This is a genomic window from Limnobacter sp. (assembly GCF_036405155.1).
Classification (GTDB): domain Bacteria; phylum Pseudomonadota; class Gammaproteobacteria; order Burkholderiales; family Burkholderiaceae_B; genus Limnobacter.
Genome location: NZ_DASWYD010000004.1, coordinates 16,042 through 40,163 on the forward strand (window position 1 = coordinate 16,042; position 24,122 = coordinate 40,163).

The window sequence follows — 24,122 nt, forward strand, 5'->3', positions numbered from 1 at the left end:
CAAAGGAATTTGGAACGTGCTTGAGTTGATGGTTCATCAATCGGTGTTGCTGGTCGGGCTCGGTGAGTCTGGGCTGGCTTGCGCGCGTTGGGTGATCGCCCAAGGTGGGCAACTCACGGTGGTGGACACGCGTGAGCAGCCACCGGGTTTGGCGCAATTGCGTGAATTGGGCGTCGATATTCCGCTGCACACCAGCACGGAAGGGTTGGATTGGACATTTGGCCGTGTGGTGGTGTCGCCCGGTTTACCTCCGTCGCACCCCTTGATGCAGGCTGTATTGGCGGCTGCACAGGCCCACGGAACGCCCGTGGAGTCGGAACTGGATTTGATGGCCGATGCATTGGTGAGCCTCAAAGAGAGCCGGGGTTATGCACCCCAGGTGGTGGGCATCACGGGCACCAACGGAAAAACCACCACCACGAAAATGGTGGAGTGCCTGGCCGCCTATGCTGGAAAGAAGGCCCTGGCCGCCGGAAACATCAGCCCAGCAGCGCTAGACGCCTTGCGTGAGTGTTTGCTCAATGATGATTTGCCGGACATCTGGGTGCTGGAGTTGTCCAGTTTCCAGTTGCACTGGACGCAACGCCTGCGCTGCGATGCATCGGTGGTGTTGAACATCACCCAGGACCACTTGGACTGGCATGCCGACATGGACGAATATGCGCGGGACAAATTCCGCATTTATTCAGAACAATCGGTGGCGGTGGTGAATCGGGACGATGCTTGCGTCAACGCCGCAGTATTACCAGCCGGGGCTCACCGAGTGAGCTTTGGATTGAATGCACCCTCGCAGCCGGGCGATTTCGGCCTGTTGCGCGAAGGTGGCATGCTGTGGTTGACGCAAGCTTACGCGTTGCAGGAAGCCCTGACATCTCGGCGTGCGCGGCAAGAACCGGTCGAGGTGGGCCACAACATGTTGATGCCCACCGATGCACTGCAGGTGGTGGGTTTGCACAATGCGGCCAATGCATTGGCTGCGCTGGCGTTGTGTCAAGGTTTGGGTTTACCCATGGCCAAACTGCTGCACGGCTTGCGCAGTTACAAGGGTGAGCCGCACCGGGTCGAGTTCGTCTTGGCTTTAAATGGCGTGGACTACTTTGACGACAGCAAGGGCACCAATGTGGGTGCCACTGTGGCAGCCCTCAATGGTTTGGCCCGCCCGGTGGTGTTGATTGCCGGTGGGGATGGCAAAGGGCAGGACTTCGCGCCGTTGACCACGCCCGTGGCCCAGTATGCCAAGGCAGTGGTGTTGATTGGAAAAGATGCCCGCCAGATTGAATCTGCTTTGGCCACAACCGGTGTGCCGTGTGTGCACACCGCCACATTGGAAGACGCCGTGAAGCAGGCCCATGGTTTGGCCGTGGCCGGTGATTGTGTGTTGCTGAGCCCAGCCTGTGCAAGCCTGGACATGTTCAAGAACTATGCACACCGTGCTGCCGTGTTTGTGGATGCCGTGCGCCAATTGGCCATGGATGGAGGTCAACCATGCTGAGCAAATGGTTCAAGCGTGAGCGCCCCAGCATGCCAGCCCACAGTTTGATCCCGGCTGGTGTGGCCGGTGCAGGCTCCGCGTATGGGTTGAGCCGAAGCGGTGCCAGTGGTGTGGGGCAACAACAAAGCCTGGACCAAAGCCTGGTGTGGGCAGTGTTGGCGCTGTTGTTTTTGGGTCTGGTCATGGTGTATTCCGCGACGGTCGCCTTGCCCGACTCCAACAAGTATGCCAACTACTCGACCACCCATTTTCTGGTACGGCACGCCTTCTCGTTTGTGGTGGCTTTTGCCGCCGCATTCTTTGCCTTCCAGATTCCCATGAAGAGTTGGCAGCAATTGGCGCCATTGCTGTTTTTGTCGTGTTTAGGCTTGCTGCTGTTGGTATTGATTCCTGGGGTTGGGAAGGACGTCAACGGTGCAAGGCGCTGGTTGTCCCTGTACGTACTGAACATTCAGCCCTCTGAGCTGATGAAGGTGTGCGCCATCATTTACGCTGCGGACTACACCGTGCGCAAGCAGGCCTACATGCAGCGAATCGGCAAGGTGTTGCTGCCCATGATTGTGGCCATGTTTTTGGTGGGCATGCTCTTGTTGCTTGAGCCCGACATGGGCGCCTTCATCGTGATCGTGACGGTGGTGTTTGCCATTCTGTTTTTGGGTGGCATCAACGCCAAGGTGTTTTTGGGCAGCATCGGCATGCTGTCAGCAGCATTCGCTTTGTTGATTGCGTTCAGTGATTACCGCCGTGCCCGTCTGCTGGCCTACCTCGACCCATGGAGTGGGGACAACGCCCAGAACAAGGCCTATCAGTTGTCGCATTCATTGATTGCGTTTGGCCGCGGAGAAATTTTTGGTGTGGGTTTGGGCGGCAGTGTCGAGAAACTGCATTACCTGCCGGAAGCGCACACCGACTTCATCCTGGCCGTGATTGGCGAGGAATTGGGCTTTGTCGGCGTCACCGTGGTGATTTTGCTGTTTGCCTTCATCGTGCGGCGGTGCTTTGCCATCGGTAGCCAGGCCATTGCCCTGGAGCGGACTTTCAATGGCTTGTTTGCAAAAGGTGTGGGCACGTGGATTGGCGTGCAGACGTTCATCAACATGGGCGTGAATTTGGGCTTGTTGCCCACCAAGGGTTTGACCCTGCCACTGATGAGTTACGGTGGGTCTGCCATCATGATGAATTGCGTTGCGTTGGCGCTGGTTTTGCGCGTCGACTATGAAAACAGAACCATGATGCGTGGGGGTGCTGCATGAACCAGCGAACCGCACTCATTGTGGCCGGCGGAACTGGAGGGCATATTTTTCCGGGCATCAGCGTGGCGCAAGAATTGATGCGCCGGGGTTGGGCCGTGCAATGGGCGGGCAACCCAAGCGCCATGGAGGGCCGTTTGGTACCCCAGCATGGCATTGCCCTGAATGCCTTGGTGTTTGCCGGTTTTCGTGGAAAGGGCCTGTTGAGCCAGTTGTTGATGCCCCTGAAGTTGTTGCGCGCATTCTGGGCATCACTGCGCATTTTGTCCGCCTGCAAGCCCCAGGTGGTGTTGGGCATGGGCGGTTATGTGGCCTTCCCCATGGGCATGATGGCCAGCCTGCGCAATATTCCGTTGGTGATTCACGAACAAAACTCAGTGGCCGGGCTCACCAACAAAGTGTTGTCCAAGTTGGCGGACCGCAATTTGGTGGCTTTCCCCAAGGCATTGACCCCCGCGCAGTGGGTGGGCAACCCCGTGCGTGTAGAGGCCACCACGCAGGCCGAACCTGCACAGCGTTTTGAAGGCCGCACAGGGCGCCTGCGCCTGTTGGTGTTGGGCGGCAGCCTGGGTGCTCAGGCGCTCAACAGTGTGGTGCCAAAAGCCTTGGCCATGCTGCCGGAAGCCGAGCGTCCGGAGGTTACGCACCAAGCGGGCGAAAAACACCTCAACGAATTGGAATCCAATTACCGCACCGCCGGTGTGTCCGCCAAAACCGTTGCCTTCATTGACGACATGGCCACTGAAATGGCCCTGGCCGATGTGGTGATTTGCCGCGCTGGCGCCATGACGGTGGCAGAAGTAGCTGCCATCGGTGTAGCGGCCTTGTTTGTCCCTTTTCCCCACGCGGTGGACGATCACCAAACCAGCAATGCCCAGTTTTTGGTCGACCAGCAGGCAGCATGGTTGCGTCAGCAACATGCACTGAGCGCCGACACGCTTTCAGGCTGGCTGGGTTCTCTAACCCGCACCGAATGTATGCGCGTGGCGGCAAAAGCCCGCGCGCTTGCGAAACCCCAGGCCACCAGCGATGTGGCAGATGTTCTTGAACAGGTGGCCTCAACACGATGAAACACAAAGTCAAACACGTTCATTTTGTGGGCATTGGCGGATCTGGCATGAGCGGAATCGCCGAGGTATTGATCAACCTGGGTTACAAAGTCAGTGGGTCGGATTTGTCCGACTCTGCCGTCACCCAGCGTTTGGCCAAACTGGGTGCCGTTGTTCAGCTTGGGCATGCGGCTGAACACATTGAAGGCGCTGATGCGGTGGTCACCTCCACCGCGGTTGGGGGCAGCAACCCCGAAGTATTGGCTGCCCGTTCAAAGCGCATTCCCGTGGTGCCCCGTGCCGTGATGCTGGCCGAACTCATGCGCTTGAAGCAAGGCATCGCCGTGGCGGGTACACATGGCAAAACCACCACCACCAGCCTGGTCGCCAGCATTTTGGCGGAGGGCAAGCTGGATCCCACTTTTGTGATTGGCGGTCGCCTCAATTCTGCAGGGGCCAATGCGAAATTGGGCACGGGCGAATTCATGGTGGTGGAAGCCGATGAGTCGGATGCCTCATTCCTGAACCTCATGCCAGTGATTGCCATCATCACCAATATTGATGCCGACCACATGGAAACCTATGGCCATGACTTTGCGCGCTTGAAGCAGGCCTTTGTGGAGTTCACCCAGCGCCTGCCGTTTTATGGCATTGCAGCGGTGTGTGTGGACGACCCCTGTGTTCGCGAAATCATGCCCTTTGTGTCCAAACCCTTGGTGACCTATGGACTGTCTGAGCAGGCGCAGATTCGTGCGGTGAATGTACAGGCCTGCGCCGGGCAAATGAAATTCACCGTGATCCGAGAAGATGAGCCTGCATTGGATATCACGCTGAACTTGCCGGGCGAGCACAACGTGCGCAACGCATTGGCCGCCATTGCAGTGTCGACCGAGGTGGGCGTGCCCGATGACGCAATTGTGGCCGCGCTTGAGAAATTCAACGGGGTTGGACGACGTTTCCAGCACTACGGCCAGGTGCCTGCCAAAGAGGGAGGGTACTTCATGGTCATCGATGATTATGGGCATCACCCGGTGGAAATGGCCGCTACACTGGCGGCCGCTCGCGGTGCCTATCCAGACAAACGTTTGGTGCTGGCGTTTCAGCCGCACCGCTATACCCGTACCCGGGACTGTTTTGAAGATTTCGTCAAGGTGTTGGGTACGCCGGACTTGGTGATCCTGTCGGAAGTGTATGCCGCAGGGGAGTCGCCGATTGTGGCGGCCGATGGACGATCACTGGCCCGCGCTGTTCGTGTGGCCGGGCGCGTGGAACCGATTTTTGTTGAAGACATGAAGGACATGGAAAGCACGATTTTGAATGTCGCACGGGATGGCGATCTCGTGATCACGATGGGCGCAGGTTCCATTGGCGCATTGCCTGCACGCCTTGTTGCACACCAGGCGGATGGAGGTCAGGCATGACTGGCCGCATAGACCCCAAGTCACTGGGCAAGGTGGTGGTGCTCTACGGTGGCAAATCAGCGGAGAGAGAGGTATCGCTCAAGTCCGGCAGCATGGTGCTGGCCGCGCTCAAACGCCAGGGTGTGGATGCGCACGGTTTTGATCCCGCAGAGCACAGCATGGTTGAACTGTTGGAAGGTCACTTTGACCGCGCAGTGATTTCCCTGCATGGTCGTTTTGGTGAGGACGGCACCATTCAAGGTGCACTGGAAAGCTTCGGAATTCCCTACACAGGCAGCGGTGTCACCGCATCCGCCTTGGCCATGGACAAAATTTTGACCAAAGCGGTGTGGCTGAGTGAGGGGCTGAGCACGCCCGACTATGTGCGCCTGCAGCCTGGTTTTGATGCCAAGGCGGTGGTGCAGCGCTTGGGCTTGCCCTTGATTGTGAAGCCTGCGCAGGAAGGCTCCACCTTGGGTTTGACCAAGGTGAAGTGTGAGGAGGATTTGCAAGCCGCCTTTGACATGGCCTATCGCTATGACCCCAACGTGCTGGCTGAAAAATTCATCAGTGGCATGGAGTTGACGGTGCCCGTGATGGGCGAGGGGCAAGGCGCCTATGCATTGCCAGTGATTCGCATACAGGCACCCGATGGCAACTATGACTATCACAACAAATACATTGGCAACGAAACGCAGTATTTCTGCCCCAGCGGCCTGGATGATGCGCTTGAAAGCCGCGTGAAAGATTTGTGCGTGAAGGCCTACCAGGTGTTGGGTTGTGCGGGCTGGGGCCGGGCCGACGTGTTGGTGGATGCGCAGGGCACGCCCTGGTTGCTGGAGCTGAACACCTCACCCGGCATGACAGACCATTCGCTGGTGCCCATGAGTGCACGCGCCAGTGGTGTGGACTATGACCAACTCGTGTTGAAGATTGCGGCGAGCGCACGGCTCAAAGCCTCTGGACAAAACCTGGAGGACAAGCGCTGATGTTGGGAGCCATCTGGAACGACGACAAACTCATGAGCATCATTGCCGGCTTCTTTTTTGCCCTGGCCATGGTGTTGCTGGGGTATGCCTGCGTTCAATGGGTCATCAACCGGCCGGTGTTTGAACTGCGCCGCATCGAACTGCGAGGCGATGTCGATCGCGTCAATCTGATTGGTTTTCAGTCGCAGGTGTTGCCGCAGGTTCGTGGCAGTTTTTTCTCAACCAACCTGCAGAACATTCGCAAGCTTGTTGAAGCGCAGCCCTGGGTGAGGAAGGCTTCCATCCAACGCGCATGGCCCAATGGCTTGCGCATCCAGATTGAGGAGCACACGCCGCTGGCCACCTGGGGTGAATCCCGCCTGGTCAACACCTTTGGCGAAGTGTTCTCGGCCAACCTGGCCGAGGCAGGTGACGAGCGCAACCTCGCCGAACTGAACGGCCCAGCGGGCAGTGAAGCGATGGTGGCCAAGATGTACGTCAAAGCGTCTGAGCGCCTTAAAACACTGGGCATGTGGCCAGAAAAAATTGAGTTGTCCGATAGATATGGCTGGTCGATGGACACCGACACAGGTTTGCACATTGAACTGGGTCGTGAGCAGGAGAATTTTTCCATCGACCAGAAGATGGAGCGACTGCTGAAGTTGTATCCAAGAATAGAACAAGAGGTGATGCCCAAGATCGTCAGCATTGATCTGCGGTATCCCCGGGGTGTGGCAATAAAGGGCGATCGCATGGCGGCACTGAAAGTACAAAACGCCGCCAGCGTGAAATTGAATTGAAAGAGATAAACGAGTTTGCACGCCATGAATAAAGAGCCAAAAGATTTGATAGTGGGGTTGGACATTGGTACGTCCAAAGTCGTGGCCATGGTGGCCGAGTTGCAGTCCGACGGTCGCTTTGAAGTGATCGGTGTTGCACAGCACGAATCGCGCGGGTTGAAGAAAGGGGTGGTGGTCAACATTGAGGCCACTGTTCAGTCCATTCAGGCTGCGCTGGAAGAAGCCGAGCTGATGGCAGACTGCAAGATCAAAACCGTGTTGACCGGGATTGCAGGCAGTCACATCCGCAGCTTCAACTCCTCGGGCATGGTGGCCATCAAGGAACGTGAAGTCACCCAGGCCGATGTGGCGCGTGTGATTGAAACAGCCAAGGCGGTGAATATTCCAACAGACCAGCAAATTTTGCATGTGTTGCCGCAGGAGTTCATTGTGGACGGGCAGGAGGATGTGCGCGAGCCCTTGGGCATGAGCGGCGTTCGCCTGGAAACCCGTGTCCACATTGTCACCGGTGCTGTATCGGCCGCTCAAAACATTGTGAAGTGCGTGCGTCGCTGTGGTCTGGAAGTGCAGGACCTGATGCTGCAGCCCTTGGCCTCCAGCATGGCCGTGTTGACCGAAGACGAAAAAGAGCTGGGCGTGGTGTTGATCGACATTGGCGGTGGCACCACCGACATTGCGGTCTTCACGGGTGGCGCCATTCGGCACACCGCGGTCATTCCCATCGCTGGCGATCAAATCACCAACGACATTGCCATGGCCCTGCGAACACCCACACCCGATGCCGAGGAAATCAAATTGCGCAATGGTGTGGCCAAACAGGTGCTGGCCGACCCACACGCCAAGATTGATGTGCCGGGCATTGGTGAGCGCGACACACGGACTTTGTCCAAACAGGCGCTTGCCGCTGTCATCGAACCACGGGTTGAGGAGTTGTTCCTCATGGTGCAGCAAGTGCTGCGTGAAAGTGGCTACGAAGAACTGCTGTCCTCCGGTGTGGTGTTGACCGGCGGTACCAGCCTGATGCCTGGCATTGCCGAATTGGGCGAAGACATTTTCATGAAGCCGGTGCGCATTGGTGTGCCTGAGTACGACGGTGGTTTGGCCGACATGGTGCGAACCCCCCGCTTTGCAACCGCCATGGGCTTGCTGCAGGAGGCCCGTGCGCAGCACTTGCGTGGGCGCCGTGTTGCGTCGCAAGGCGGTGGCTTGAAGCAGACCGTGCAAAAAATGAAAGAGTGGTTTTTGGGTAATTTTTGAGTGTTCTTTTTTAACTGTTTTTTCGGCGAAGTAGCTTTGATAGGAGGCAATAACCATGTCGTTTGAAATTCTCGAGACAGAAACCAAAGGGACTGTCATCAAAGTGGTGGGCGTTGGCGGGGCAGGTGGCAACGCAGTCGCGCACATGATCAACCAGGGTGTCAGCGGCGTTGAATTCATTTGCGCCAACACCGATGCACAGGCTCTGGCCAAAACCGGCGCGCACGTGCTCATCCAGCTGGGCCGCACCGGTTTGGGTGCAGGCGCCAAGCCCGAGGCTGGCCGTATGGCTGCCGAAGAAGACCGCGATCGCATTCGCGATGCATTGCGTGGTGCACACATGGTGTTCATCACCGCTGGCATGGGTGGTGGTACCGGTACTGGTGCTGCCCCCGTGGTGGCCGAGGTGGCCCAGGAGTTGGGCATTCTCACTGTGGCCGTGGTCACCAAGCCTTTCGAGTTTGAAGGCACCAAGCGTTGCAAGGTGGCCGATGAAGGTTTGGAACAACTGTCCAGCAAGGTTAACAGCCTGATTATTGTGTTGAACGAAAAACTGCTGGAAGTGGTTGGCGACGACGCAACCCAGGAAGACTGCTTCATTGCCGCTGACGATGTGCTTCACAATGCCTGCGCCGGCATCGCTGAAATCATCAACGTGGAAGGCAACGTGAACGTCGACTTCGAGGACGTGAAGACCATCATGTCGGAAGTGGGCAAGGCCATGATGGGCACCGCAACGGCCAGCGGCGCTGACCGTGCACGTGAAGCAGCTGAGCAGGCCATTGCCTCTCCATTACTGGAAGGTGTGGATCTGTCCGGTGCCCGTGGCGTGTTGGTGAACATCACCGCCAGCCGAAGCCTGAAGTTGAAGGAAACCAAAGAGGTCATGAACATCATCCGTGCTTATGCGGCCGAAGATGCCACCGTGATTTTTGGTACCGCCTACGACGAGTCCATGGGCGACGAGCTGCGCGTAACGGTGGTTGCAACCGGCCTTGGTCGCAAGGCAGCAAAGCCCAAACTGGTCAGCAACGAACAGTACGTGCCGGTTGCCCGCACTGGGACCTACGATGCGGTGGGTACACAGTCTGAGCAAGACTTGTCGATTCCAGCCGTGTTCCGAAACCCACGTGAAAGCGCGGCCACCCGCGTGGAGGCTTTGCAAAACAGTGGCATGGACCGTTTCGACATCCCCGCATTTTTGCGCCGTCAAGCGGACTAATGATGGGTCGCTGAAATTTGATTTAGACTAAAAGCCGGGCGTTTGCGCATGCTGTAGGTTCCCTGGAACCGCAGCCGTGTCCTATCCGCGCCGCAGAGGGTTAACAGGCGGTTTTCGCAGTTTTGCCGAAGACTGCGAGCCTGCGTCCCTCTGCGATATGTGCAACGCACCGGTTTTTCTATGGATTTTTCAGGAGTTGTTTCATGGCCATTCAAGCGGGCGACAAGTTACCCAGTTCCACCGTATACGAATTTTTCCACGAAGAAACAGGCGGCTGCTCCTTAGGCCCCAATGCCTTCGATGTACAAAAGGAAGCGGCCGGCAAAACCGTGGCCATTCTGGCCCTGCCAGGTGCTTACACCCCAACCTGCTCAGCCAAGCACCTGCCCGGTTTTGTCCAGCAGGCAGCGGCTTTCCGCAGCAAAGGCGTGGACGAAATCTGGTGTGTGTCTGTGAACGATGCCTTCGTGATGGGCGCTTGGGGCAAAGAGCAGGGCGCCAATGGAAAAGTGCGCATGCTGGCCGATGGTGCTGCTGAATTCACCCGGAAAATCGGCATGGAGCTCGACCTGACGGCCCGTGGCATGGGGGTGCGCTCACAGCGTTATTCCATGTTGGTCAAAAATGGGGTGGTTCAAGTGGTCAACCTGGATCCTCCCGGTACGTTTGAGAACAGCACAGCAGAAAAACTACTGTCGCAGCTGTAATTTGGCGAAAAAGCCGAAACTTAGGCTATTTTTCGCCGAAGTTGTGCGGTGGCAGGTGGAAATTCGAAAGAAGACTCCATGAAAGTGTTTGGGTTTGCATTCCCCTGCCATTAAACTTCGCCGGACAACCACAGGACACACACGTGAAACAACGAACGCTCAAACAGGTTCTCAGTGCAACAGGCATTGGTCTGCATTCCGGAAAGCGGGTCACCATGACCCTGCGCCCGGCGCCGGCCAATACCGGCATTGTGTTTCGCCGCGTGGATTTGCCCGTGCCCGTTGATTTTCCAGTCAATGCCATGGCCGTGGGCGACACCCGCATGGCGTCGACCCTGGAGCGCGAAGGTGCCAAGGTCTCGACCATTGAGCACTTGATGTCGGCTTTGTGCGGTCTGGGCGTTGACAACGCTTACATCGACCTGGATGCGGTGGAAGTGCCCATCATGGACGGCAGTGCCATTTCATTTGTGTTTTTAATACAACAGGCTGGTCTGGAAGAACAGTCTGCCCTCAAGAAGTTCATTCGGGTCAAAAAGGCGATTGAGGTTCGCGAAGGGGAAGGTGCCAACCTGAAGTACGCCAGTCTCAAGCCATACGATGGCTTCAAGCTGACCTTTGAGATTGACTTTGGGCACCCCGCCATCGACCAGACGGGTCAAATGTTGGAAATTGATTTTTCCAGCACCTCGTTCATCAAAGACATTGCGCGTGCGCGCACCTTTGGTTTCACGCAGGACGTTGAGATGCTTCGCAACGTGGGCTTGGCGCTGGGCGGTAATCTGGACAACGCCATCGTGATGGATGAATACCGCATTTTGAATGCCGACGGCTTGCGTTACGACGATGAGTTTGTCAAACACAAGGTGCTCGATGCGATTGGTGACCTGTACGTGATCGGGCATCCCATCATTGGAGAATACCAGGCGTTCCGATCCGGCCACGGGCTCAACAATCAGTTGATTCGTGCTTTGGTCAAGGACCCTTCCGCTTTTGAAGTGGTCAGTTTCGAAAGCATCCGGGAAACGCCAACCGTGTTTCGAAGTGACTGGGCTGTTGCATAAGCCACGTTTGTCCAATAAGATGAGGCCGCATGGGTCAAGGTTTACGGCCAACTCTTCATTTTTTACTTGAACTTGTGATGCCGGTTCAAGGCCGAAGTCGCGGTTTTAACGGGTGAGTCGGGCAGTTTGTTTTCTAAATCAAGCCAGGCCTTGCGGGCCGCGTCGGTGAACACCGCGCGCTTGGGTTTGCGGTTCAATTGTTTAGAGACCAAAGGATTTGTTTGTATTTGCAGTTGGATATGATTAACATTCAATCCCGACTGTTGAAGATGTGTGATCAGACTGGGCAGGGATTGTCTCAAGCGGGTCAGGGCCGCCGGAGTACCCACAAACAGTTTCAGCTGGTCATTTTTTAGTGGTCCCACACTGAAGGCAACACCCCGCAAGGCGGGCCAGCCTTTGATCGTTTTTTCGAGCCGACTGGATTGCGCAGCGCGCGCAATCAGAGAACCTGTTTCGCTGTTCTGAAGCAGGCTGGTCAGTGGAGAAAAATGAGAATGCTTGGGCTTCACCGAGGGTTCTCTTTGCAGTCCGTGACGTCCACCCGGGAGTTTCAGGGGTGAATGCGCGAATTGAGGAGGTTAAACATGCAGTTGATTCTCATGCGGGGTCCTTTTTCCCGCATCAGCACCATCAGTATAAGTGCTACGCAGCTGGCCTTGGTGGTCGGCGGGTTGGTTTTGTCCGCCTTGGCCTTCACCACAGCCGGTTTGTTTTTGGCGGCTTACTACGGTGAAGACATTCCGGTGGTTCAGGAGGTGGTTTACGCCCGCCAACTGGAAAGGCACAACGCCGTGGCTGACACCAGCACGCCGCTGGATGCCATGGCCATTCGAATTGCCGAAATGCGCGCGCAATTGGCTCGGTTGGACGCCATCAGCACCCGATTGATGAAGACCAATGGCATGGACAGCAAGGTACTCAAGACCGCTCAAATCGGTCAGGGTGGTTTGCAGCAGGACAATGAGAAGTCGCTCAACTTTCGCGAGGTGAAAGCAGCCTTGAAGGAAGTGGCCCAGCAAATTGAAAAACAGGCCGATGTGTACAGCATCATTGACGCCGATTTGCAAACCGCGCGGGTTCGTATTCAGAGCATTCCCAATGAGTCGCCGTTGATCGACACCATCGCAGTCAGTAATTTTGGCACCCGTATTGATCCAATCACCGGGCGTCGTTCCCTGCATGAAGGCATCGACTTCATTGCACCCGTTGGAACGCCCATTCTGGCTGCAGCGTCCGGCGTGGTGGTCACTGCATCGTTTCACCCCGGTTATGGCAACATGATCGAAATCGAGCACGACTCCAAGACCACAACCCGGTATGCGCACGCTTCCAAACTGCTGGTCAAGCAGGGTGACATCGTGCGCTTGGGCCAGAAAATTGCCTTGGTCGGCAACACAGGTCGATCCACCGGCCCACACCTCCATTTCGAAGTGCGTGTGGCAGGCGTTGCTAAAAACCCACAGGAATTTCTCGCCAAAAACGGTCTGCCCCGCCCTGGCCCAAGCACTGTAACCGCGCTGAACGGCATCCTCTCGGATAACACCATCAAGCCGCTTGAATAATCTTCGCGTGCTAAACTTCTAGGCTGATTTTTTGGAATTGGTGCGGGTTTGCCCGCGTCGATTGGTTTTCTGCTTCACCGCCCTCCACGGGCGAATCGGCCATCACCATCATGATTGAAACCCTGAAGAAGATTTTCGGCAGCCGCAATGACCGTCTGCTGAAAACCTATCGCAAAGCTGTCGCCCAAATCAATGCGCTGGAGCCCGCGCTGTCCGCTTTGACAGACGACCAGTTGCGGGGCAAAACCCAGGAGTTTAAAGACCGCTTGGCCCAAGGGGCGACGTTGGACAGCTTGCTGCCAGAGGCTTTTGCCGTGGTGCGCGAGGCTGGGAAACGTGTATACGGGATGCGCCATTTTGATGTGCAATTGATTGGCGGTCTTGCCCTTCACGAAGGCAAAATCTCTGAAATGCGCACGGGTGAAGGCAAAACACTGGTGGCCACACTGCCTGCCTATCTGAATGCGCTCGAAGGCAAGGGTGTTCACGTGGTCACCGTGAACGATTACCTGGCCTCACGCGATGCCGCCTGGATGGGCAAGCTGTACGGCTTTTTGGGCCTGACGGTGGGCTGTAATCTCTCCCGCATGCCCCACGATGAAAAGCAGGCCGCCTATGCAGCCGACATCACGTATGGGACGAACAACGAATTCGGGTTTGATTACCTGCGCGACAACATGGTGTATGGCACCGCTGAGCGTGTTCAGCGCGGCTTGCATTACGCCATTGTTGACGAGGTGGACTCCATCCTGATCGATGAAGCGCGGACCCCGCTGATCATCTCTGGTCAGGCCGATGACCACACCGACCTTTATCTCAAGCTCAATGCAGTGCCTGGCATGCTCACCCGCATGAAGGAAGAGCCCAAGCCCACTGAACCTGAGCCTGAAGGCGATTACTGGGTGGACGAGAAAGGCCACCAGATTCACCTCTCGGAAGCCGGGCATGAAAAGTCCGAGCAAATCCTGGGGCAGATGGGTTTGCTGGCCGAAGGTGCAAGTCTGTACGATGCGGCCAATATTTCGCTGATGCATCACCTGATGGCGGCCTTGCGGGCGCACAACCTGTTCTTCAAAGACCAGCATTATGTGGTCCAGCAGGGCGAAGTCATCATTGTGGATGAGTTCACCGGGCGCCTCATGCCAGGTCGCCGCTGGTCCGATGGCTTGCACCAGGCCGTGGAAGCCAAGGAAGGGGTGCGCATTCAGCCCGAAAACCAGACGCTGGCGTCCATCACGTTCCAGAATTACTTCAGGATGTACAAAAAGCTGTCTGGCATGACCGGCACGGCTGACACCGAAGCGTTTGAATTCCAGTCCATTTATGGGCTGGAAACGGTGATCATTCCCACACACCGCCCAGTCCAGCGCAAGGACGCGCAGGACAAAATCTACAAAAGCGCCCGTGAGAAATACAACGCGATTTTGTTGGACATCAAGGACTGCTATGAGCGCGGTCAACCGGTGTTGGTGGGCACCACATCGATTGAAAATTCCGAGCTGATTTCCAGTTTTCTGGAGAAAGAAAAGCTGCCGCACAATGTGCTGAACGCCAAGCAGCACGAGCGGGAAGCAGAAATTGTGGCGCAAGCGGGACGCCCCAAGGCCATCACGATTGCCACCAACATGGCTGGCCGCGGTACTGACATTGTGCTGGGCGGCAATCTGGAACGGGAAATCACCGCCGTTGAAAACAACACCGAGCTGGACGAGCAGACCAAGCAGGCCACCATCGACAAGCTGCGCGCTGAATGGAAGGCGCGCAATGAGCAGGTGCTTGCCTCGGGTGGTTTGCACATCATCGGTTGTGAGCGCCATGAAAGCCGACGCATCGACAACCAGTTGCGCGGTCGTTCCGGCCGCCAGGGCGACCCTGGCTCATCCCGGTTCTATTTGTCGATGGAAGACAACCTGCTGCGCATTTTTGCCGGTGACCGTGTTCGCGCCATCATGGAACGGTTGAAGCTGCCCGAGGGCGAGGCCATTGAGGCGGGCATTGTGTCCCGCTCCATTGAATCGGCCCAGCGCAAGGTGGAAGGCCGCAACTTCGACATCCGCAAGCAACTGCTGGAATACGATGACGTGTCCAACGAGCAGCGCAAAATCATCTATGCGCAGCGCAATGAGATTCTCGAGTCCAGCGAAATCACCGAGACCATGACCAACCTGCGCCATGGTGCCTTGGAAGGCCTGTTCCGCATGCATGTGCCGGAAGAGTCGGTGGAAGAGCAGTGGGATCTGGAAGGGCTTGAGCAGGACCTGCTGGCCGATTACCAGATTGAAGCGCCTGTGCGCCAGTGGCTGGAAGCCGATGCAAAGTCATCCGATGAAGACTTCCTGAAGCGCATCATTCAAATGGCCGATGAAATCTATGCGGCCAAAGTTGCCATGGTGGGGCAGGAGGGCTTTGCCCGTTTTGAGAAGTCTTTGCTGTTGCAAAGCATCGACACGCACTGGCGCGAACACCTGGCCGCACTGGATTATTTGCGTCAAGGTATTCACCTGCGTGGCTACGCCCAGAAAAACCCCAAGCAAGAATACAAGCGGGAAGCTTTTGAATTGTTTGGCGCTTTGCTGAACAGGGTTCGGGATGAGGTTGCAAAAACCCTGCTCACGGTTCGTGTGCAATCGGCCGAGCAGGTTGAAGCTGCCGAACAGGCGCTCGAAGAACAGGCCGCCCACATCGACAACTTGCAGTTTCAGCACCCGTCAGCCACCGGTGAGGACGAAACACCCGAACCTGCCGCAGCGGCTGCGCCTGCCAATGCGCCTCGGCGCGTGAGCGATAAGGTGGGGCGGAACGACCCCTGTCCTTGTGGTTCAGGCAAAAAATTCAAGCAGTGCCACGGCAAACTCTACTGATCAGGAAGGACGCTGAACCATGCCCGTCAATTTGACCGTTCCCGCAGCTGAGCAACTGTTTCCGGTGGCTGGGCTGGACATTGGTTATGCCATGGCCCACATCCGCAAGCCCAACCGCAAGGATGTGTTGGTGATGCGTGTGGCCGAGGATGCCAGTGTGGCTGGCGTGTTTACAAAAAACCGGTTTTGCGCGGCGCCTGTGCAGGTGTGCCAAGCGCACCTCAAGGCCAGCAAGGGAATTCGGGCGTTGGTGGTCAACACGGGTTGTGCCAACGCGGGCACGGGTGAACGCGGCTTGGCCGACGCCAAAGCCACTGCCGCCAAGGTGGCCAGTTTGCTGAACATTCAGCCCGAGCAGGTGCTGGTGTTTTCAACTGGCGTGATTCTTGAAAACCTGCCCATGGACCGGTTGTTGTCCGGTGTGGACCAGGCAGTGGCCGGTTTGGGCCAGGCCAATTGGCTGGACGCAGCCACGGCCATCATGACCACCGACACCTTGCCCAAGGCCAGCAGCACCCGCTTGGCGGTGGGTACGGGCAACATCACCATCACCGGCGTGTCCAAAGGTGCAGGCATGATCCGCCCCAACATGGCCACCATGCTGGGCTACCTGGCCACCGATGCACGCATTTCGCAGGCGGTGCTGTCCCGCTGGACCACCGAGATTGCCGATGCCTCGTTCAACCGCATCACGATTGATGGCGACACTTCGACCAACGACAGCTTTATCATTCTGGCCACGGGCGCATCGTCGGCTGTGGATATTCAGACGGGCGATGAACCAGAGGCCAAAGCGGTGTTTGAGGCCCTGAAAGCCCAGGCCATTGTGCTGGCACAGGCGATTGTGCGTGACGGTGAGGGCGCGACCAAATTCATCACGGTGACCGTGGAGCAGGCCGGCAATCTGGACGAAGCCTCGAAAGTGGCCTATGCGATTGCCCATTCGCCCTTGGTAAAAACCGCCTTTTTCGCATCCGACCCCAATCTGGGCCGTATCCTGGCTGCCGTGGGTTATGCCGGCATTGATGACCTCGACCAAACCAAAATCCAGCTGTACCTGGGCAACGTGCATGTGGCCATCAACGGCGGTCGCCACCCGGACTATCGGGAAGAGCAGGGCCAAGCTGTCATGAACGAAGCCGAAATCACGGTGCGCGTTCAGCTGGGTCGGGGCCACGCTGCCACCACCGTGTGGACGACCGATTTTTCACACGATTATGTGTCCATCAACGCGGACTATCGCAGCTAACAGGCCGTTGAACCATGCAGCAAACTGAACTGTCAGCCCTGGTCGAGCAATTGAGCCGAATCGCCCAAGCGCTGGAGCAGGGCGTGATGCGAGCCCCCAGCGACTGGAATGCATCGGTGGCTTACCGTTTGCACCACCGTGCCGGCCAGTTGCGTCTGGAGCCGGTGACCACCGTCAGCCCGCTGGATGCCAGCGTTTTGAAAAATGTGGATGTTCAATTGGCCAAGGTGGACACCAACACCCGCCAGTTTGTTCAGGGTTTGCCCGCCAACAATGTGTTGCTGACAGGCGCGAGGGGCACTGGGAAGTCGTCGCTGGTGCGCGCCATGTTGACCCGCTATGCGCCACAGGGCCTGCGCCTGATCGAGGTCGACAAATCTGATTTGCTGTTTTTGCAAGACGTGGTGGACCTGGTCAGTGGGCGTCCGGAAAAATTCATCGTGTTCTGCGATGACCTGTCGTTTGAGGAAGGCGAGCCTGGCTACAAGGCACTGAAAAGTGTGCTGGATGGTTCGATTGCCGGGACCTCCAACAATGTGCTGATTTACGCCACATCCAACCGCCGCCATTTGTTGCCGCAAATGATGAAAGACAACCTGGCCACCCAGCATGACAATGGCGAGGTGCGTCCCGGTGAAGGCATCGAAGAGAAGGTGTCCTTGTCAGACCGTTTTGGTGTTTGGGTGTCTTTCCACCCGTTTAACCAGGATGAGTATCTGGCTGCAGTGGCCGTGTGGCTCCAACACTTCGGTCTGCGCATGGACGATGAAGCCCGCTTGATTGCCCTGCGTTGGACGATTGATCGCGGTGGCCGCAGTGGCCGTTTGGCCTACCAGTTTGCCAAGCACTGGGTGGGCAGCAAACAGCTCAAGGGCTGAGCCTGGCATGGCCACACCCCAAGGCGAGAAAAAGCGCATCGATGTTGCCGTGGCGGTGGTGTTCAACCACCGGGGGCAGGTGCTGTGGGGCTGTCGACCGGAAGGCAAACCTTATGCGGGTTACTGGGAGTTTCCGGGAGGCAAGGTGGAGCCCGGTGAAACCGTTTGGCAGGCCTTGGTGCGTGAGCTGCGCGAGGAACTGGACATTGAGTGCCTGGCTGGTGGTCGCTGGTTTATCGTCGAACATGACTACGAGCATGCCCATGTGCGGCTGCACTTGTACCGGGTTTGGACGTACCGTGGCGAGCCCAAATCATTGGAAGGCCAGCAGTTTGCCTGGGCCAGTCTGAACGATTCCGATTTTTCACCGATATTGCCTGCCACAGCCCCTTTGTTGCCCGTGTTGGCCCAGCCACGCCTGATGGTGCTCACTGACTTTCATGCCAATTTCGAGGCCTGTGCCCAGCGCTTACGGAAAGGCTTGTCTGAGGTGAATGAGCCGGTGTTCCTGCAGTTTCGGGAGCCAGGTTTGTGCGGTGGTGCTTTGGTCAAGGCTTTCGAACAGGTTCAGTCCTTGGCGCAACAATTCCCGCACTGTTCATTGCTCATTCATTCCGCCACCCGACAGGCCTTGATGGTCGCCGTGGCGGATGGTCTGCTGGATGCGGCCACTGTCGCTGCGCACCCGGTCCACCTCACGGAGGAGCACCTGCATTCATTGGACACAAATCAATCGGCCAGCTTCACAGCGTGGGGCGCTTCGGTCCATTCGGAAGAGTCGCTGGACAAAGCCCATGCCCTGGGTTTGCGGTACGCCGTGTTGGGAGCCGTCAAGGAAACCCCTTCGCACCCCGGCCAAGACGGCCTGGGCTGGGATGGTTTTGATGCCATGACCGAACAAGCCCGCTTGCCGGTGTTTGCGATTGGTGGATTGGCGATGGAAGACATGCACGAGGCCTGCGCCCATGGGGCACACGGCATTGCCATGATGCGGAAGTTTGCTTAAAGCGAACAGAGCCGGATTCGGAATTCAACCGGATCCAGGTAAGGGTTGTTTTTGCTGACGCCGTTGGCATTGGGCACGTTGAACCGAACCCACAGCATGTATTTGTTGGCACTGAACTCTGGCACCACCTCTAGTTCGGCGGGCAAGTCGATGGTGAGCAGCTGGTATGTTTTTCCGCTCATTTGTTGGGTGAAACTGCCCTGTTCGGCCACAGCCAGTGTCATTTCCCCGCTGTTGCGCAAAATTTTCAACACCAGTTCGACCGCTTTGGCCAAAGGGCGCATGGGGTCAAACCAGGCCTGAATATCGTTGCGCCGTGCCGAGGCTGGGCGTGATTGCCAGCGGTGGTAGCCCGGCAGGTCGAATTCGCACACCCCACCGGGAATGCTGCATCGGCTGCGGATGATCATCAGAAATTCGTTGTCGCGCAGGTGGTAGCCCAGTCGTCCATTGAATTGGTTCAACTCACCCACGGCCCAGTCAATGCCGCCCAGTGTTTCCTCCAGCGCATCGCGATCCACATTGGGGTGGTTTCTGAATTGAGACAGGGTGGTCCGTTGCCGATCCAGCTCTTGAAGCAGGTCACTTTTCAGGTCTGCGCGCGAGCCCACCTCAATGATTTCGAACAGGGTGAGCAGGGCCGTGTGGTGGTCCAGGCGATGGTCTTGAGAAACGAAAAAATTAAATTTGCTGAACAAATCCTCGAGGCGCAGCAGCGTACGAATGCGCTCATTGAGCGGAAACTCGTATCGGGTCATTTGACTGACTGGCGCTGTGGTGTGGGGTCCGTCTAGTACTTGGGTCACCGACTTGTCGCAATTAAAAGGTGAATCTTCAACCGTGATTGTGGACCACCTGTGGTTTTCTTGCAAATGCTGTGGTCATTTTGCTTGAATTTTTATGAGTTTTTTATGCAGTTCATCCACTTGGGCAATCAAATCAGCCTCGTCGCCGTGGTTTTCGATCACAAAATCGGCACCTGCCAAACGGGTCGCCCGTGACGCCTGTGCTTCAATCACTGCATGAATTTGCGAATCGGGCCATCCGTTGCGCTTTTTTACCCGTGCAAACTGAACGTCCACCGGACAATCAACCACCACCACAGCATCCATGAATTCGTGCCATCCGCCTTTCTCAAACAGCAAGGGGATGACCAGCACACAATAGGGGGCCGTGACATCCTGCAATTCTTCTTGAATGGTGTGGCGGATGATCGGGTGAAGAATCTGCTCGAGGTGACTGCGCACGGCAGGCTGATCAAAGGCCAGTTTGCGGATGTAATCCCGGTCCATGGCGCCGTCGGGTCGCAAGGCTGCCGGGCCAAAGGCTTCCTCAATGGCTGACATGGCAGCACCACCGGCTGCCGTTATTCTGTGAGCCACTTCATCGGCATCCACCACTTTGGCGCCCAGTTGAGCCAAGCGGTTGGACACCGTGGTTTTGCCCGAACCAATGCCACCGGTCAAACCAATGGCGAGAACATCACGAGGTTTTTGAATGTGCATGGAGGAGGGGCTCAAAACCAGTCGAGCAGGTTAAGCCCAGCCATCCAGGCCAGCGCGCCAGCGACCAAGCAGGGGCCAAAGGGAAATGCCTCATGGTTGCGTTTGCCGCGCAGTTTCTGGATGGCCAACCCAAACACAATGCCGAACACCGATGCAAACAACAGCACCGTGAACACCGACATGGCGCCCAACCAGGCGCCCACAGCGGCGAGCAGTTTGAAATCGCCGTAGCCCATGCCCTCTTTCCCTGTGGCCAGTTTGAAGCCGTGGTAGACCACCCACAACAAGCCGTATCCCAGCATGGCACCCATCACAGCCTGGTTCAAGGGCAGCACACCGCCGATCAGGTTAAACAGCAAGCCCGCCCACAACAAGGGCAGGGTGAGGTCGTCGGGTAGCAAATAGGTGTCCAGGTCGATCAAGGCCAGCACCAGCAAGGTGGCGGCAAAGCCCATCAAAGCCAATGCAGTCCAACCGGCGGGGTGCAAGGCGGCAAGACCGACAAACAGGGCTGCGCAGCCCAGCTCCACCACGGGGTAACGCCAGCCAATTCGGGCGTCACAGTGACCGCAGCGGGCCTTTAGAAACACGAAGGACAGCACGGGAATGTTGTGCCACGGTTTGAGCGCCTTTTTACAGGCTGTGCAATGGGAGGGGGGCCACAGAAGATTCAGGCGCGGGTGGTTCTCGGGTTCACGACCTTGAATTTCAGCCATTTCGCGGTCCCAGGCGCGCTCCATCATGATGGGCAGGCGGTAGGCCACCACATTGAGGAATGAGCCCACGCACAGCCCCAACAGTCCGCTGAGCGTCCACCATTGAATGGGGCTCAGCGCCGACCAATCGATCAAACCACACCTCCAATCTTGAATATGGGCAGGTACATGCCGACGATGAGCACACCGACCAGACCACCGATCACGCACATGATCATGGGTTCCATGATGGTCGACAGTGTATCAACTTGGTCATCCAGTTTCACCTCGAACTGGTTGGCCAAGCGTTCCAGCATATTGTCCAGTCGCCCTGACTCTTCACCGATGCGGATCATTTGAACCGTGTCCGGCGGGAATATGTCGGACTCCGCCATGCCCTCGGAGACCCTGGCGCCTGCGGCGACGCCCTGCCGGATGTTCATGGTGGCTTCCTCAAAAATGCGGATGCGAGCCACTTGGGCAACCGATTCCAATGCGGTGGTGATGGGCACGCCGGACGCGCTGAGCGTCGAAAAGGTGCGCATCCAGCGCGCATGCACAGCGGTGCGTATCAGCTCGCCGAACACGGGCAGCTTCAGCAACAACTTGTCACAGGCATCCTTAAACCGTGGGCTTTTCCGATACGCCTTAAACAAGGTCACCAGTGCCACAACAACCGAACCAAACACCAATGGGCCGTGGTCGATCAACAGGTCGGAGGCGGCCAGCAAACCGTTGGTCAATGCGGGCAGTTCGGCGTTGAATTGCGAATACACCGCTTTAAAGGATGGCAGCACAAAGGTCAGCATGCCCACAGACACGGCAATGGCCACCAGAATAACAATGCCCGGGTAGACCATGGCCTTGCGCAATTTTTGGCGAATGCGCAGGCTTTTTTCCATGTGGCTGGCCAGCCGCTCCAGCGTGGTGTCCAACTCGCCGGCATGTTCGCCCGCGGCCAGGGTGTTGCAAAACAGGGTGTCAAAACAGCGGGGGTGTTTGCGCATGGCATCGCTTAGGCGTTGACCACTTTCGACATCGGTTCGAATCGCCCGCACCACCTCCAACATGCCGCGTTTTGCCCGGGTGTTCATGCCGCCGGCGATCAGGCTCAAGGCTTGAGCCAATGGAACAGCCGATTGAATCATCACGGCCAGTTGACGAACGAATGCACACACCACCACAGGGGATACTCGCCCTGCCCGGGCCACCTTTTGGCGACTCAATCGAACTTGTCGAATGCCTTGCTTGCTGAGTTGGAACAGGGCATGTTGTTCCGATTTGGCTCGAATTTCCCCGCTGCGACACTTCCCCGATTTGCCAGTTGGTTTTGTCTCTGTCCACATGAACACGAGGTCTCTGGATGCATGGGCTGTTTTGGGTTGTGCGCTCATCGTTCAGACCTCGCAGTGGAGTGGGGTGGCTATTCCTCTTTGGTGGCGCTCAGGATTTCTTCAATGGTGGTAATGCCCTGTCGGATTTTGTCCAATCCCGACTCCCGCATGCTCTTCACACCCTCTGCCCTGGCCTGTTTTTCAAGGGCCAGTGCAGAGGCCCCCTGGATAATCAAATCCTGCAGGGCTTCGGTGATGGGCATCACTTCATGAATTCCTGTTCGACCGGCATATCCTGTGCCATTGCAGGCCTCGCAGCCAACCGCACAAAAGGGTGTCCAATCCCCCTGGGGGGCTTCTTGCAACAGGCCGCTGGTCACCAGGCTGCGCAATCCATCGGGATGGGGTGCTTTGCAGGCACAAAGTTTGCGGACCAGTCGTTGCGCAATCACCAGGTTCAACGACGAGGCGATGTTGTAGGTTTCCACACCCATGTTCTTGAGGCGAACGATGGTGGATGCCGCGTCGTTGGTGTGAAGGGTTGACAGCACCTTGTGCCCTGTTTGTGACGCCTTGATCGAGATGTCCGCGGTTTCGAGGTCCCGGATTTCGCCCACCATGATGACGTCAGGGTCTTGGCGGAGCATGGCGCGCAGGGCTTTCGCGAAGGTCAATCCAATTCGCTCATTGATGTTGACCTGGTTGATGCCTGCCAGATTGATCTCTGCAGGGTCCTCCACGGTGCTGATATTGACCGTGTCGTTGTTGAGCAGGTTCAAAAACGTGTACAGCGACACGGTTTTACCGCTGCCGGTTGGGCCTGTGACCAAAATCATGCCGTGGGGTTTGGCCAGTGCGGCTTCCACCGCTTGCTGTTGTTGAAGGTCCAGGCCAAGTTGATCCATTCGCACCACCGACTTGGTGGAGTCCAGCAGACGCATCACGATTTTTTCGCCAAACAGGGTCGGCAGGGTGCTCACGCGGAAATCAATTTTGCGTTCGTCGCTGCCCAGCGTGAGGCGGATTCGACCGTCTTGAGGCACCCGCGTTTCCGTGGTGTTTAGCCGGCTCATGATTTTGATGCGCGCTGCAATTTTGGCCCGCGCAGCCAGCGGTGGCTGTGAGGCTTCCTGCAAAACACCGTCAATCCGGAAGCGCACGCGATAGGATTTTTCGTACGGTTCGAAGTGGATGTCGGAGGCGCCTTTCTTCAGTGCATCGGTGAGCACGCGTTGAACAAACCGCACAATCGGTGCATCGTCCACGTCAGGGTCGGCCGATTCAGACTGGCCGGTGTCATCCAGGTCACCATCGGCCAGAAGGCCTTCGTCCACAGGGTTGCCCACCTGCTGGCCAATCACCTGAATGAGCTTGTCATATTCCACCACCACAGGTTCCACTTGAAGCTGCGTGCGAAATTTCAATTGCTGGATGGTAGAGAGCTCGGTGGGGTCTGCCATTGCAACGCTGATGGAGTCGTTGCGCTTGGCCAAAACCAAGGCTTCCAGTCCCCGGTTGGCTTGGTTCAGTTCGGGCTCCATGGACAGGGCAAAGGCCGGGTCAAACTGGTTCAAGTCCATCCAGGGATAACCAAAATGGCGGGCCACTGACTTGGCCAATAGCTCTGGCGTACACACACCTTGGGACACTATCCACTCGGCCACGGATTTGCCGCTGGCCTCCTGCGCCGTCAGTTCATCCAGCTTGCTGCTGTCCAGATGGCCTTGGGCCACCAGGGCCCTCACCAGTCCCGAACTTTTGACCATTGCACTGCTGATGCTCATGCGTATCCCTGTTGTCTAACAATGTTTGCGCAGTTT

At 57.1% G+C, this 24,122-nt stretch carries 21 protein-coding genes; 15 read left to right on the forward strand and 6 right to left on the reverse strand.

Features of this window, described 5'->3' with window-relative positions:
* Positions 1-28: 28 nt before the first annotated feature.
* From murD to lpxC, 10 genes are all read left to right on the forward strand, one after another.
* A complete protein-coding gene (gene murD / locus VGE55_RS04005) occupies positions 29-1,492 on the forward strand; it encodes a UDP-N-acetylmuramoyl-L-alanine--D-glutamate ligase (RefSeq protein WP_331130864.1) in 1,464 nt (487 codons plus the stop codon).
* Positions 1,486-2,745, forward strand: coding sequence for a putative lipid II flippase FtsW (gene ftsW, locus VGE55_RS04010; RefSeq protein WP_331130427.1), 1,260 nt, complete (start codon positions 1,486-1,488; stop codon positions 2,743-2,745). Before murD ends, ftsW begins: the two co-directional genes overlap by 7 nt.
* Positions 2,742-3,812, forward strand: coding sequence for an undecaprenyldiphospho-muramoylpentapeptide beta-N-acetylglucosaminyltransferase (gene murG, locus VGE55_RS04015; RefSeq protein ID WP_331130428.1), 1,071 nt, complete (start codon positions 2,742-2,744; stop codon positions 3,810-3,812). The genes ftsW and murG overlap by 4 nt, the downstream gene beginning before the upstream one ends.
* A complete protein-coding gene (murC, locus tag VGE55_RS04020) occupies positions 3,809-5,212 on the forward strand; it encodes a UDP-N-acetylmuramate--L-alanine ligase (RefSeq protein WP_331130429.1) in 1,404 nt (467 codons plus the stop codon). Before murG ends, murC begins: the two co-directional genes overlap by 4 nt.
* The gene (locus tag VGE55_RS04025; protein WP_331130430.1) at positions 5,209-6,180 is read left to right on the forward strand and encodes a D-alanine--D-alanine ligase; all 972 of its coding nucleotides are present in this window, start codon (positions 5,209-5,211) and stop codon (positions 6,178-6,180) included. The genes murC and VGE55_RS04025 overlap by 4 nt, the downstream gene beginning before the upstream one ends.
* Complete coding sequence (locus tag VGE55_RS04030) at positions 6,180-6,959, forward strand: cell division protein FtsQ/DivIB (RefSeq protein WP_331130431.1); 780 nt, start codon at positions 6,180-6,182, stop codon at positions 6,957-6,959. The genes VGE55_RS04025 and VGE55_RS04030 overlap by 1 nt, the downstream gene beginning before the upstream one ends.
* Positions 6,960-6,983: 24 nt before the next feature.
* Positions 6,984-8,216, forward strand: a complete 1,233-nt coding sequence (gene ftsA, locus VGE55_RS04035) for a cell division protein FtsA (protein ID WP_331130432.1) — start codon at positions 6,984-6,986, stop codon at positions 8,214-8,216.
* Between the two features lie 55 nt (positions 8,217-8,271).
* Entirely contained in the window at positions 8,272-9,438 is a 1,167-nt protein-coding gene (ftsZ, locus tag VGE55_RS04040) for a cell division protein FtsZ (RefSeq protein WP_331130433.1), read from the forward strand.
* Positions 9,439-9,641: 203 nt separating this feature from the next.
* The gene (locus VGE55_RS04045) at positions 9,642-10,145 is read left to right on the forward strand and encodes a peroxiredoxin (RefSeq protein ID WP_331130434.1); all 504 of its coding nucleotides are present in this window, start codon (positions 9,642-9,644) and stop codon (positions 10,143-10,145) included.
* A 143-nt stretch (positions 10,146-10,288) separates the two neighbouring features.
* Complete coding sequence (lpxC, locus tag VGE55_RS04050) at positions 10,289-11,209, forward strand: UDP-3-O-acyl-N-acetylglucosamine deacetylase (protein WP_331130435.1); 921 nt, start codon at positions 10,289-10,291, stop codon at positions 11,207-11,209.
* Positions 11,210-11,271: 62 nt separating this feature from the next.
* On the opposite strand, the gene VGE55_RS04055 is transcribed toward lpxC, so the two are convergent.
* A complete protein-coding gene (locus tag VGE55_RS04055) occupies positions 11,272-11,721 on the reverse strand; it encodes a hypothetical protein (protein WP_331130436.1) in 450 nt (149 codons plus the stop codon).
* Between the two features lie 75 nt (positions 11,722-11,796).
* Here VGE55_RS04055 and VGE55_RS04060 point away from each other — a divergent pair, with 75 nt between their 5' ends.
* The 5 genes from VGE55_RS04060 (at position 11,797) to VGE55_RS04080 (ending at position 18,768) form a co-directional block, all read left to right on the forward strand.
* The gene (locus VGE55_RS04060) at positions 11,797-12,774 is read left to right on the forward strand and encodes a M23 family metallopeptidase (protein ID WP_331130437.1); all 978 of its coding nucleotides are present in this window, start codon (positions 11,797-11,799) and stop codon (positions 12,772-12,774) included.
* Between the two features lie 110 nt (positions 12,775-12,884).
* The gene (gene secA / locus VGE55_RS04065; RefSeq protein ID WP_331130438.1) at positions 12,885-15,635 is read left to right on the forward strand and encodes a preprotein translocase subunit SecA; all 2,751 of its coding nucleotides are present in this window, start codon (positions 12,885-12,887) and stop codon (positions 15,633-15,635) included.
* A gap of 19 nt (positions 15,636-15,654) precedes the next feature.
* Entirely contained in the window at positions 15,655-16,884 is a 1,230-nt protein-coding gene (gene argJ / locus VGE55_RS04070; protein ID WP_331130439.1) for a bifunctional glutamate N-acetyltransferase/amino-acid acetyltransferase ArgJ, read from the forward strand.
* A 14-nt stretch (positions 16,885-16,898) separates the two neighbouring features.
* Positions 16,899-17,762: an ATP-binding protein gene (locus tag VGE55_RS04075; protein WP_331130440.1), complete on the forward strand. Its 864-nt coding sequence runs from the start codon at positions 16,899-16,901 to the stop codon at positions 17,760-17,762.
* Between the two features lie 7 nt (positions 17,763-17,769).
* A complete protein-coding gene (locus VGE55_RS04080; protein WP_331130441.1) occupies positions 17,770-18,768 on the forward strand; it encodes a Nudix family hydrolase in 999 nt (332 codons plus the stop codon).
* Here VGE55_RS04080 and zapD read toward each other — a convergent pair.
* From zapD to pilB, 5 genes are all read right to left on the reverse strand, one after another.
* The gene (gene zapD, locus VGE55_RS04085) at positions 18,765-19,526 is read right to left on the reverse strand and encodes a cell division protein ZapD (RefSeq protein WP_331130865.1); all 762 of its coding nucleotides are present in this window, start codon (positions 19,524-19,526) and stop codon (positions 18,765-18,767) included. The genes VGE55_RS04080 and zapD overlap by 4 nt on opposite strands.
* Positions 19,527-19,649: 123 nt before the next feature.
* A complete protein-coding gene (gene coaE, locus VGE55_RS04090) occupies positions 19,650-20,273 on the reverse strand; it encodes a dephospho-CoA kinase (protein WP_331130442.1) in 624 nt (207 codons plus the stop codon).
* An 11-nt stretch (positions 20,274-20,284) separates the two neighbouring features.
* Positions 20,285-21,124 carry an A24 family peptidase gene (locus tag VGE55_RS04095; RefSeq protein ID WP_331130443.1) on the reverse strand — a complete coding sequence of 280 codons (840 nt, stop codon included), beginning with the start codon at positions 21,122-21,124 and terminating at the stop codon, positions 20,285-20,287.
* A complete protein-coding gene (locus VGE55_RS04100) occupies positions 21,121-22,362 on the reverse strand; it encodes a type II secretion system F family protein (RefSeq protein ID WP_331130444.1) in 1,242 nt (413 codons plus the stop codon). The genes VGE55_RS04095 and VGE55_RS04100 overlap by 4 nt, the downstream gene beginning before the upstream one ends.
* 29 nt (positions 22,363-22,391) lie before the next feature.
* Positions 22,392-24,086, reverse strand: coding sequence for a type IV-A pilus assembly ATPase PilB (pilB, locus tag VGE55_RS04105; protein WP_331130445.1), 1,695 nt, complete (start codon positions 24,084-24,086; stop codon positions 22,392-22,394).
* Positions 24,087-24,122 lie beyond the last annotated feature (36 nt).